This window comes from Actinomycetospora sp. NBRC 106378 (genome assembly GCF_030269685.1).
Taxonomy (GTDB): domain Bacteria; phylum Actinomycetota; class Actinomycetes; order Mycobacteriales; family Pseudonocardiaceae; genus Actinomycetospora.
On record NZ_BSTT01000002.1, the window covers coordinates 243,960 to 255,018 of the forward strand.

The 11,059-nt window shown below is 74.5% G+C and carries 15 protein-coding genes; 10 read left to right on the top strand and 5 right to left on the bottom strand.

Annotation, left to right across the window (positions count from 1 at the left end; translation table 11 throughout):
* Window positions 1-35 precede the first annotated feature (35 nt).
* Entirely contained in the window at window positions 36-503 is a 468-nt protein-coding gene (locus QSK00_RS05465) for an SRPBCC family protein (protein ID WP_285588393.1), read from the bottom strand.
* Window positions 504-546: 43 nt separating this feature from the next.
* On the opposite strand from QSK00_RS05465, the gene QSK00_RS05470 reads away from it, so the two are divergent.
* The 5 genes from QSK00_RS05470 to QSK00_RS05490 are packed head-to-tail and all read left to right on the top strand — an operon-like array spanning window position 547 to window position 4,297.
* A complete protein-coding gene (locus tag QSK00_RS05470) occupies window positions 547-1,542 on the top strand; it encodes a class I SAM-dependent methyltransferase (protein ID WP_285588394.1) in 996 nt (331 codons plus the stop codon).
* A complete protein-coding gene (locus QSK00_RS05475) occupies window positions 1,539-2,129 on the top strand; it encodes an HAD family hydrolase (RefSeq protein ID WP_285588396.1) in 591 nt (196 codons plus the stop codon). Before QSK00_RS05470 ends, QSK00_RS05475 begins: the two co-directional genes overlap by 4 nt.
* Before the next feature lie 52 nt (window positions 2,130-2,181).
* A complete protein-coding gene (locus tag QSK00_RS05480; protein WP_285588398.1) occupies window positions 2,182-3,321 on the top strand; it encodes a GDSL-type esterase/lipase family protein in 1,140 nt (379 codons plus the stop codon).
* 44 nt (window positions 3,322-3,365) lie between these two features.
* Complete coding sequence (locus QSK00_RS05485) at window positions 3,366-3,797, top strand: pyridoxamine 5'-phosphate oxidase family protein (protein WP_285588400.1); 432 nt, start codon at window positions 3,366-3,368, stop codon at window positions 3,795-3,797.
* Between the two features lie 8 nt (window positions 3,798-3,805).
* Window positions 3,806-4,297, top strand: a complete 492-nt coding sequence (locus tag QSK00_RS05490) for a MaoC family dehydratase (protein WP_502872015.1) — start codon at window positions 3,806-3,808, stop codon at window positions 4,295-4,297.
* On the opposite strand, the gene QSK00_RS05495 is transcribed toward QSK00_RS05490, so the two are convergent.
* Window positions 4,298-5,074 carry an IclR family transcriptional regulator gene (locus QSK00_RS05495; RefSeq protein WP_285588404.1) on the bottom strand — a complete coding sequence of 259 codons (777 nt, stop codon included), beginning with the start codon at window positions 5,072-5,074 and terminating at the stop codon, window positions 4,298-4,300.
* Window positions 5,075-5,141: 67 nt separating this feature from the next.
* Between QSK00_RS05495 and QSK00_RS05500 the strand changes: the two genes are divergently transcribed.
* Window positions 5,142-6,161, top strand: a complete 1,020-nt coding sequence (locus QSK00_RS05500) for an amidohydrolase family protein (protein ID WP_285588406.1) — start codon at window positions 5,142-5,144, stop codon at window positions 6,159-6,161.
* Window positions 6,162-6,168: 7 nt separating this feature from the next.
* On the opposite strand, the gene QSK00_RS05505 is transcribed toward QSK00_RS05500, so the two are convergent.
* Window positions 6,169-6,636 (bottom strand): Clp protease N-terminal domain-containing protein, encoded by a 468-nt coding sequence (locus QSK00_RS05505; RefSeq protein ID WP_285588407.1) that lies wholly within the window; start codon window positions 6,634-6,636, stop codon window positions 6,169-6,171.
* A gap of 102 nt (window positions 6,637-6,738) precedes the next feature.
* Entirely contained in the window at window positions 6,739-7,380 is a 642-nt protein-coding gene (locus QSK00_RS05510; RefSeq protein ID WP_502872019.1) for a class II aldolase/adducin family protein, read from the bottom strand.
* Between the two features lie 164 nt (window positions 7,381-7,544).
* Between QSK00_RS05510 and QSK00_RS05515 the strand changes: the two genes are divergently transcribed.
* On the top strand, window positions 7,545-7,805 hold the full coding sequence (locus QSK00_RS05515) for a hypothetical protein (RefSeq protein ID WP_285588410.1): 261 nt from the start codon (window positions 7,545-7,547) through the stop codon (window positions 7,803-7,805).
* A gap of 19 nt (window positions 7,806-7,824) precedes the next feature.
* Entirely contained in the window at window positions 7,825-8,055 is a 231-nt protein-coding gene (locus tag QSK00_RS05520; protein ID WP_285588412.1) for a hypothetical protein, read from the top strand.
* Window positions 8,056-8,238: 183 nt separating this feature from the next.
* Here the strand turns inward: QSK00_RS05520 and QSK00_RS05525 are convergent, their stop codons facing one another.
* Entirely contained in the window at window positions 8,239-9,432 is a 1,194-nt protein-coding gene (locus tag QSK00_RS05525; protein WP_285588414.1) for an adenylate/guanylate cyclase domain-containing protein, read from the bottom strand.
* A gap of 53 nt (window positions 9,433-9,485) precedes the next feature.
* On the opposite strand from QSK00_RS05525, the gene QSK00_RS05530 reads away from it, so the two are divergent.
* Entirely contained in the window at window positions 9,486-10,394 is a 909-nt protein-coding gene (locus QSK00_RS05530) for a metallophosphoesterase family protein (RefSeq protein ID WP_285588416.1), read from the top strand.
* Window positions 10,391-11,056, top strand: coding sequence for a 4'-phosphopantetheinyl transferase family protein (locus tag QSK00_RS05535; RefSeq protein ID WP_285588418.1), 666 nt, complete (start codon window positions 10,391-10,393; stop codon window positions 11,054-11,056). The genes QSK00_RS05530 and QSK00_RS05535 overlap by 4 nt, the downstream gene beginning before the upstream one ends.
* The last annotated feature ends 3 nt before the right edge of the window (window positions 11,057-11,059 follow it).

Consider the following 11,059-nt stretch of genomic DNA (forward strand, 5'->3'; position numbering starts at 1 on the left):
CGGCGGAACGGGATCTCTGCCGGGCCGGGGCTCCGTCAGCCCTCGATGACCTTCTTGATCCGCTCCAGGGTCACCGGGATCGACGTGTGCGCGTCGTTCACCCGCAGCGTGACGCCGTCCTCGCCGAACGTCTCCCGGAGGGCTTCGCGCCCGGCGGGGCGCAACTCCCAGTTCTGGGTCAGGCGCGTGCCGCCGCGCTCGGGCGCCATGGTGAAGCCCCAGTGGACGAGACCGTCGCGGACCTCCCACGCGAACTCCTGCCCCGGCGTGGCGACGACGACCTCGCTGCGGGTCGACCACTCCCGGCCCGGGCGCGAGTTGTGGCCGGTGAAGTGGGCGCCGACGACGGCGCTCGTGGCGTCCTCCCACTCGCAGGACCGGGTGAACTCGCTCCACTCGCCGTGGCGGGTGACGTCGGAGACGACGTCGTACACGTGGTGCGGGGTGGCGTCGACCCACACGAAGTCGGCGAAGGTGTACGGGTCGCGGGGGTCGTCGGTCACGGTCACATCCTGTTCGGCGTCGATCGGGGGCATCGTGTGGATCATGACCACCTCCTACGCGGGAGCGTCCGCCCACTACCTGTCACCGCACCGTCGGGACCCCGTGAAGCGGTTCTGGGAGGAGCCGGTCAATCACCGCATCCTGGCCCGCGCCCTCGCGTTCGTCGAGGGCGACCCGGTGCGGGTGGTCGACGTCGGGTCGGGCACCGGCGACGGGCTCGCCCTGCTGGAGGCGGTCACCGACCGGCCGCTGGACTACACCGGCATCGACCCCGACCCGGAGATGGTCGCGACGGCGGGCGCCACCCACGAGGGCCGCGCCGGCGTGCGGTTCCGGCAGGCCGACGTGCGCGACGACCTCGCCCTCGCCCCTGACCTGTGGCTCTCCGCCGGCGCCCCCTGGTCGCACCTCGACCACGACGAATCCCGCACCACCCTCGTCCGCCTCCTGCGCGACGCCGCCCGGCGCGACCGGCCCACCGCCGTCGTCGTCGACACCCTCGGCCGCTGGTCGCCGGAGTGGCCGGCGCACTGGGCCGACGAGCGCTGGGACTACCGCATGTCGTTCTTCCAGGGCGCGGGCGACGACCCGGTCGCCGCGCCGATGAGCACCCACACCCGCTGGTCGATCGACGCCGCGGTGCTCGAGGCGGACGTCCCGCTCGCGGCGCTCGAGTTCCACGACCGCGCGATCACGGTCGGCCGCCACACCTCGACCGCCGCCTTCCACCCGGGCCTGCCGGACTACCGCGGCCTGGTCAACGCCCTCTACGACGGCGACGTCGAGCTCGACCTCACGGAGCTGGCGCTGCGCCCGCCGTCGGGAACGGCGCCCGCGGAGGTGGAGGCGTTCTTCGCGGCGTTCGCCGCGCTGTGGAACGCCCGGCTGGACCGGGCGATCGAGCAGGAGGCGGCCCTCGGCCGGTCCCCGTCCCGACGACGGGTGCTGGCGGCGGATCTCTGCGCCCTCGAGCACGGCGCCGCGCCGGGGCTCGGCGTCGGGCACTCGCTCATCGCGCTGATCGTGGTCGCACCGTGAGGGGGGTCCTGTTCGACTTCGACGGGCTGCTCGCCGACACCTACCCGGTCTGGCGCGCGGCGTCCGTCGCCGTGGTCCCGACCTGGACCGAGGAGGACGAGCGGTCGCTGCACGGGCTCGACACGGAGACCGCGATGACCCGGCTCAGCGCGCGGGCCGGGCGGGAGGTCACCCGCGAGGAGATCCTGGGCGCCTACCGGGAGCGGATCGACCAGGTGCGGCTCATGCCGGGGGCGGCGGAGCTGGTGCGCTCGCTCGACCTCCCGCTGGCCGTCGCCTCGAACAGCCCGACCGACCTCGTCGGCGAGCAGCTCGTCGCGCTGGGCCTCGGCGACGCGTTCGTCGCGGTCGTCGGGCTGGAGCCACCCCTGGCCCCGAAGCCCGCGCCGGACCTCTACGAGGCCGCCGCGCGCCGGCTCGGCCTGCTGCCGGGGGAGTGCGTGGCGCTCGACGACTCCCCGGCGGGCGTGCTGGCCGCGGCGAGCGCGGGCTGCCGGGTGATCGGCGTGTCCGCCGCGACCCTGCCGGTGGACCGGCAGGTCACGTCGCTGACCGAGCTCGTCGGCGTCGGCACCCCGGAGTGGTGACCGCCGGAATCCCCACGCGGCCCGGTCCGGCCACGTCGTACGGTGCGTGATCGTGTTCGCCGTCGATCTCACGCCCGACCTCGTCCGGGGTGCCCTCGAGCTGGAACCCACCCCGGCCGGCCTGCGCCCGCACCGGCTTCCCGCCTGGGCCCGCGCGCAGAACGTCGAGCCGCAGCTCGCGATGGCGGAGTCGCAGCCGTCGGGGGTGCGGCTCGCGTTCCGCACCGGGGCGACGACGGTCGAACTCGACACCCACCGCACCGTCCACTCCTACCGCGGCCTGCCGCCGCGCCCGGAGGGCGTCTACGACCTCGTCGTCGACGGCGAGGTCCTCGCCGCGGCGAGCACCACCGGCGGGACGGTCGTGGAGATGGACCCGATGACCGGCGAGACGGTCACGACGGCGGGCCCGCCCGGCACAGTTCGCTTCGCCCTGCCCGACGGCGAGCACGACGTCGAGATCTGGCTGCCGACCCACGAGACGACCGACCTCGTGGCGCTCCGCGCGGACGGGCCCGTGCACCCGACGTCGGGACGGGGTCGGCGCTGGGTGCACCACGGCAGCTCGATCAGCCACGGCTCGAACGCCGCGTCACCGACCGGCATCTGGGCCGCCGTCGCCGCCCGCGCGGCCGGGGTGGAGCTGACGAACCTCGGGTTCGGCGGCAGCGCGATGATCGACCCGTTCGTCGCCCGGACGATCCGTGACCTGCCGGCCGACGTGATCAGCCTGAAGCTCGGGATCAACGTGGTGAACGGCGACGTCATGCGCCGGCGCGCGTTCATCCCGGCGGTCCACGGCTTCCTCGACACGATCCGCGAGGGGCACCCGACGACGCCGCTGCTGCTGGTGTCGCCGATCTTCTGCCCCATCCAGGAGGACACCCCCGGGCCGGGGAGCATGTTCGTCGTCGACGGGCGGCTGCACTTCGGCGCGACCGGCGACCCGGCCGACGTCCCGGCGGGACGGCTCACGCTGCGGGTGATCCGGGAGCTGCTGGCCGCGATCGTGGCGCAGCGCGCCGACGACCCGCACCTCACCTACCTCGACGGTCGGCAGCTCCACGGGGAGGCCGACGAGGCGGAGCGGCCGCTGCCCGACGCGCTGCACCCCGACCCCGCGACGCACCGGGTGATGGGGGAGCGGTTCGCCGCGCTCGCGTTCGGCGAGGGGGGTCCGCTCGGCGGCTGATCCGGGCATCCTGCGGGCTCGCGACGACGAGGGGTGGCCCGACGATGCTGCTCGACCCGAACGACCCGCTGCTGGCCCACGCCCACGAGCGGCTGCACGACGAGCCGGTGATCTGGCTGGCCACGAGCCGCCCGCACGCCGTGCCCGTGTGGTTCCGCTGGGCCGACCCCGCGCTGACGGTCTTCAGCCGCCCCGACACCGCCAAGATCGCGCACCTGCGCCGCGACCCGCGCGTCGCGCTGAACCTCGACACGGCCGCGCACGGCACGGACGTCGTCCTGCTCGAGGGGCGGGCGGAGCTCGACGCGACCCCGGTCGGCGAGGAGGCGTTCGCCCGGAAGTACGCGGAGATGCTGGGGGAGCAGTCGTTCGCGGACTGGCGGGAGACCTTCTCGCTGGCGCTGACGATCACGGTGCGCCGGCTGGTGGTGTGGCGGGCGGGCGCGGACGGCCTCGAGCAGCGGTCGGTGCCATGATCGGCGCCGTGACCGAGGTGCTCAGCGCGACGGACTTCCGCGCGCCGATCGACGACCGCTGGTTCGACGACTACGTGGTGGGCGAGACCTACGAGTACGGGAAGCTCGCGCTGGCCGCCGACGACATCGTCGAGTTCGGCCGGCAGTACGACCCGCAGCGCCTCCACACCGACCCCGCGTGGGCCGCGACCGGGCCGTTCGGCGGCCTCATCGCCAGCGGCTGGCAGACGGCCGGGCTGATGATGCGGATGTACTGCTCCCACTACATCTCGGCGGTCGCGAGCCTCGCCTCCCCTGGCGTCGACGAACTGCGCTGGCCCGCGCCGCTGCGCCCCGACGAGTCCGTGCGGCTGCGGACGACGGTGCTCGAGTCGCGGCTCTCGCGCTCGAAGCCCGACCGCGGGATCGTGCGGACCGGGATCGCGGTCCTCACCGACGACGACCGCGCGGTGCTGACCGGGATCGCGATGAACATGGTGGCGGTCCGCCCCGGGTCGTGATCACGCGGCGTCGTGGCCCCCGCGGAGGCGGCGCGAGATCGCGCCGGCGATGGCGACGACCGCGGCGCGCACGGTCTCCGGATCGAGCTCGCCGGGGGGACCGACGACCGAGACGGCCGCAGCCGGGTCCGGCGTGCGACCGAAGACCGGCGCCGCGACCGACGCGTAGCCGGGACCGGCCGAGCGGGCGATGGTCGCGACCCGGTCCGCGCGGACACGGGCGATGCGCCTCTCGAGTGCGGCCCGGTCCACGAGCGCCCCCTCCGGCTCGATGCGGTGTTCGCGGGCGGTGAAGCCGTGCCGGAAGTCCTCGGGCGCGAACGCCAGGAGGGCGAGACCGACGCCGGTCCCGGCCAGCGGGAGCCTGCTCCCGACCGGGTAGATCGGGCTCCGGTCGTCGACCGGGGACAGCAGTTCGATCAGGACCGCCTCGTCGCCGTCGCGCACCCCGAGCAGGACGTGGTGCCCGGTCGCGCCGTGCAACTCCTCGAGGTAGGGCAGGGCGATCGACCGGAGGCCGTGACCCCGCGGGGCACGGGCGGCGAACTCCAGCATCCGCAGGCCGATGGTGAAGGTGCCGTCGTCGGCGCGCTCGAGCAGGCCCAGGTCCGAGAGCCGCCGTGCGAGGCGCAGCGCGGTCGAGGGCGAGAGGCCCGAGCGACGGGCCAGCTCGGCGAGCCGGAGTCCCCGTCCGGACGCGTCGAACGCGTCGAACAGCCGGACGGCACGGTCGAGCAGCGGTTCGCCGACCGGCGGCTTGCGTCCCCGGGACGACACGGAGCGCACTGTGCCACTGAATGGCACGTTCCGGGGCGCGGGGACGGGAACCGTCGACGATCACCGCATGACCGACAGCACGGCGACGTCCCCGGCGACCCGCGACGCGACGGACCGCATCGATCTCCATCACCACTACTTCCAGCAGTTCGGGGACGCCCCGGCGTCCGACGTCACGGCCGCCCTCGCCGCGGTGGCGCGCTCGACCGGCTGGCGGATGCCGGCCGAGAACGTCCCGTGGAGTCCGGAGAAGAGCATCGCGGCGATGGACCGGCTCGGGGTACGGCGCGCGGTCCTGTCGGTGCCCCAGGGCGGCAACGAGGCCGACGCCGACCACCGCCGGGCGGTGCGCCTGCTCAACGACACCGCCCACGCCGCGGTCGCGCGCCACCCGGAGCGGTTCGCCTTCTTCGCCAGCGTCCCCGTCCCCCTCGACCCGCAGGCCGCGATCGACGAGATCGCGCGCGGCCTCGACGAGCTCGGCGCCGTCGGTGTCACGCTCACGACGTCCTACGGGGAGGGCGACGACGCGCACTACCTGGGCAGTGACGTGTTCGACCCGGTGTGGGAGGACCTCGACCGCCGCGGTGCCGTCGTCTTCGTGCACGGCGACCAGACCCCCAACCGCAACCGGTGGCCGAACCGCTTCCTGCCCCTGCCGGTCACCGAGGTGCCCAACGAGACCTACAAGGCCGCCGCCGACCTCGTCACGACCGGCAAGAAACGCGCCCTGACGAACACGAGGATCGTGCTGTCGCACTCGGGCGGGAGCACGCCGTTCCTCGCCGCCCGGGTCGCGGGGCTCAGCCGGTACCTGGGCACCGCGCTGTCGGAGACCGAGCTGATCGACGACTTCCGCTCGTTCTACTACGAGACGGCGCTCTCCGGCTTCGAGACGAACCTGGCCGTGCTCGAGTCCTTCGTCCCGGCCGACCACATCCTGTTCGGCACCGACTTCCCGGCGGTCCCGGTCGAGACCGCGGCCTGGTACACCGCGAACGTCGCCGACTTCTACGCCACGCGCCCCGAGCGGCACCGCGCCGTGGTCCGCGACAACGCGGTGGCCCTCCTGCCGGCGCTCGCCTGACGGTCGTTCAGGCTCCGACCAGGTCCCCTCCGCCGTCGTCCACCCGGTCGGTCGGCAGGGCGTGCAGGAGGTGGCGCTCGGCCCCGAGGGCGGAGAGGACGAGCCGGGCGAGGGAGGGCTCGTCGTCGCGGAGCAGGGCGCGGAGGACCTCCAGGTCGGAGACCTTCCCGTGAGCGGCGCTCGGGTGGCCGGCGGTCCGGATCAGGGCCAGCACGCGGGGCGACACCGGGATCCGCTCCGTGGGGACCGCGCCGGTGCGGCACCCGGTCCCCGCGATGCCGGCGAGCGCCGCGACCACCGACGCCTCGTCCGCGCCGGCCGTGCGCAGGATCGTGGCCGCGTCGGTGTCGCCGTGGCGCAGGAGGGCCTGGAGGACGTGCTGGGTGCCGACGCTGCGGTCACCGCCGGCCGCGGCGATCTCGCGAGCCGTGGCGATGCCCGGCCAGAAAGGGACCCGGAGCCCGTGCGCAGTCACGTCCCCTCATCGCACGCAACGGGTCTTGCGTGACCCGCCGTCGGGAATCGATCCGGTCACAGCACGCGATGCGACCGACCGGGCACGGACCGAGATCCTCCCTCAGCGTTGCCCGTAGCCCCGGAACCGCTCGACGGCCTCGGCGACCTGCTCGGTCGACAGCAGCCGCGGGGTCCCGACGGCGGCCGCGCGCAGCCACACGTCGCAGAGCCACTCGAGGTGCACCGCTCCGTCGTACGCGGCGCGCAGCGACGACCCGAGCACGACCGTGCCGTGGTGGCGGAGCACCGCGGCGGAGCGGTCGGTGAGCGCGGCCGAGGTGTTCGCGGCGAGCTCCTCGGAGCCGTAGGGCGCGTACTCGGCCACCGCCACGGCGCCGCCGAAGATCGCGGTCTGGTAGTGCACCAGCGGCACGTCGTCGCGGAGCAGGGACAGCGCGACGGCGGCCGCGGAATGCGTGTGCACCACCGCCGACGCGCCGTGGCGGGCGTAGCAGAGCAGGTGCAGCGGGAGCTCGCTCGTCGGCCGCAGGGTCCCGACGACGGGCGTCCCGGCCAGGTCGACGACCACGACGTCCTCGGCGGTCATCGTGTCGTAGGCGACGCCGGAGGCGGTGACGGCGACGAGGTCGCCGACCCGCACGCTGACGTTTCCCGCGGTGCCCGCCACGAGGCGGTCCGCGACGAGGCGCCGGGCGTGGTCGGCGACCGCCGTCCGGGCTGCGAGCAGGGCGTCGTCCTCGATACCGGTCACGGCCAGGTCGTACCAGGGCCGTGGGAGCGTGCCCGGCCGCCACGTCGTCCGATCGTGTCGTCCCGGGCCGTGACGGCGACCGCCCGGCGCGTGGATCGACCGCTCCACGCGCATGCAGAGAGTGACATGGTTGTACTTTAAGTAACGTCCGACCCGTGAACGATCAGCACCGAAGGAGTGAGCAGGCGCGGGTCGCCGCCCGCTCGGTGCTCGCCAACGTGGAGTCGCTGGACGACCTCGGCGCGGACCACCGCGCGCAGGTCGTCGCCCTCGCCGAGCAGCTCAGCCGGGGGCACCTGGACCGGGCCGGCACCCTGTGGGCCGCCGCGCAGCTCCGCGGTCTGCTCGGGCCCGCGCGGGCGCTCGCGGCGCGGACCGTCGTGTCCTGGCTCGACGACCTCTGCCTCGCGGCCTGACGTCGCTAGGGTGGCGGCCATGGTGGAACGTCTCGCGGCACGTGTCGGGACGACCCCGATGCGCCTGCTCCTCGGCGGTTGGGGCGTCGCCGCCGTGCTCCTGCTCGGCGGCCTGGCGCTGGTGCTCACCGGCGCGTCGACGGCCCTCGGCTTCGTGCTCTTCATCCTCGGGGTGATCCTCACGATGGGCGTCTCCGTGAACCTGCTCCGCCTCCGGGCCGGGGACCACGTCCGCAAGCCCTCGAAGTAGCACTCCACCGGGTGAACTCATGTGGTGATCGAGGGTTGAGGCTGGACGAACGCGTGGTCCGTGCCTCACTCTTTCCTCACCGACGGACGGTTGGTGTCGGTGTTCGGGGAACGCCGACTGCCCGGGTCGGCGGCGGTCGCTGGGGAGCGGACCGCCGCCGGCCCCGGCACTCCTCGCCGCAGGTCAGGACGCTGCGGTGACCCGGTAGAGGCGCTGAGCCCCCCGGATGCCCTTGAACCGTCGGGGTGCGGCCACCCGCCACCGGAACTCCCCGCCCTGGCCCGACTCGCCGGTCCGGGCGACCACGGCGTCGTGCACCGCCGCCGTCACCACCACCTGGCCGGGCCGCGCCGTCGTCGTCACCCGCGACGCCAGGTTGACCGGCGGGCCGTACCAGTCGCCGGCGTGCGGCACACCGATCCCGTTCGCGACCCCCACCCGCACGTCCGGGCGGCCGTCGTCGGAGTCCGACCAGCGCCGCGCCAGTTCGACGGCGGCCCGGACCAGCGCCGTGGTGTCGGAGGACACCAGCATCACGGCGTCGCCGATCGTCTTCGCGAGCCGGACCGGCCGGGTGGCGATGTCGGTGGCGCAGGCCGAGAGCTGCTCGGCCACCTCGGAGAGCTCGGCGGCCGAGACGTTCTCGCCGAGGTCGGTGAAGCCGACGAGGTCGGCGAAGCACACCGACACCTCCTGGGCCCCCTGCAGCCGCCCCGCCGTCGACTCCTCGATCGCGAGGGCGTGCGAGCGGATGCGATCGGCCAGCGCCACCGAGACGAGGTGGGTCAGGTGCAGCATGTCCTGCTCGGCGATGCGGCGCGCCTCGATCGCGTAGCGCAGCGCCATCTCCGGCTCGGGCTCGCCCGCCGCCAGCAGCGCCTCGCCGAGCAGCCCGCCCAGCGCGTCGGCCATGTTCAGCACCCCGCGGCCGATCGCGCGGACGACCGGCATCATCTCGTCGTCGCTGAAGCCCAGCGCCCGGTAGCGCTCGATGCGCTCGGCGATCTCGGCGTCCTCGTCGGTGTACATCTCCTCGTCGGGGTCGCTCGACACCGGCCGGCCCAGCGCGCGGAACCACTTGGACACGACCTCCGGGTCCTGCCCCGTGTGCGCGCAGATCCCCGACATCGACCAGCCGTCGTCGGGAGCGAGCGTGCGCTCGATGAGGAGCAGGCCGAGCCGGCCGCGCTCGATGGCCTCGCGCATCGTCTCGATCCCGACGCCGTCGCCGGCGAGGGCCGAGAGGACCTCGACCCGGATCCGGCGCTCGTTCCCGGTGAGGCCCTCGAGCAGGCCGGCACGGTCGTAGTCCGTCTCCGCCATCGCCGAGCGCAGGCGTTGCGGGATCGGCAGCGACGTCAGGTGGCGCGGTGGCACGACCTCATCATGGCGAATCCCGGGGCGCGTGGCGCGGCTAGAGTGATCGCTCGATGGCCCCCAGCCTGCTCGCCACCAGCGACCTCCACGTCAATCGCTCCGAGAACGAGACCGTCGTCCGGGATCTGCACCCCACCGACCCGGGGGACTGGTTGATCGTCGCGGGCGACGTCGCCGACAAGGTCGCCGACGTCCGGTGGGCGCTCGCCCTGCTGGCCGACCGCTTCGAGCAGGTGATCTGGGTGCCGGGCAACCACGACCTGTGGACGCCGCCCGGCGACGAGGTCCAGCTCGTCGGGCCCGCCCGCTACGAGCACCTGGTGGAGGTCTGCCGCTCGCTCGGGGTGCTCACCCCCGAGGACGAGTGGCCGGTGTTCGCCGGACACCTCGTCTGCCCCATGTTCCTGCTCTACGACTACTCCTGGCGCGTGCGCCCGGACATGGCGGCCCTGTCGACCGCGGACGCGCTCGACGTCGCCCGCGAGGCCGGGGTCGTCTGCACCGACGAGTTCCTCATGGCCTCGCGTCCGCACGCCGGCCCGGCGGCGTGGTGCGCCGCGCGCCTCGCCGAGACCCGCCGCCGACTTGCCGCGCGCCCGGCCGGGATGCCGACGGTGCTGGTCAACCACTGGCCGCTCACCGAGCTGCCGCTGCGCGTCCTGCGGTATCCGGAGTTCTCGCTGTGGTGCGGCACCACCGAGACCGCGCGCTGGCACGTCGAGTACGACGCCTCGGTCGTGGTCTACGGCCACCTCCACGTCCCCCGCACCACCTGGGAGGACGGGGTCCGCTTCGAGGAGGTCTCGGTCGGCTACCCGCGCGAGTGGCAGCGCCACGACATGCTGCGCGGGCCGCTGCGCCGGATCCTCCCGGCCCCGGAGCCGGCGCCGGACCCCGAGGTGCCCGACCCGTTCACCGCCTGGGCCCTCGGGCACGGCGCGCGGTGGGAGTCGGTGCGGTGAACCCGCTCGCCGACGTGCTCCCCGCCGCGGCGGTCACCGCGGTCCGGTTCGACGACGACGGAGCCGGCCCGCTGCACCCGGACGAGGAACCCGCCGTCGCGAAGGCCGTCCCCACGCGGCGGGCCGAGTTCACCACCGCGCGGCGCTGCGCCCGGGACGCGTTGACCGCGCTCGGCGCGCCGGTCGCGGCGGTGCCGGTGGGGGAGAAGCGCTCGCCGGTGTGGCCGCCCGGGGTGGTCGGGTCGATCACGCACACCCGGGGCTTCCGCGGTGCCGCCGTCGCGTGGTCGACGGAGCTGCGCTCGGTGGGGGTCGACGCCGAGCAGCACGGTCCGCTGCCCGACGGCGTGCTCGAGGCGGTGTCCGCCGCGGGGGAGCGGGCGGTCCTCGCGGACCTGGCGGCCCGGCACCCGGGCGTGCACTGGGACCGGATCCTCTTCTCGGCCAAGGAGTCGGTCTACAAGACCTGGTTCCCGCTCACCGGCCGCTGGCTCGGCTTCGAGGAGGCGTTCCTGACGCCGGGTCCCGACGGCACCTTCCGCGCGCAGCTGCTCGTGCCGGGCCCGGTGGTCGACGGCGTGACGGTGTCGGAGTTCCACGGCCGGTGGGCGGTGCGCGGCGAGCACGTCGTGACGGCGATCGGGCTGGGGCCCCAGGTCTGAGGC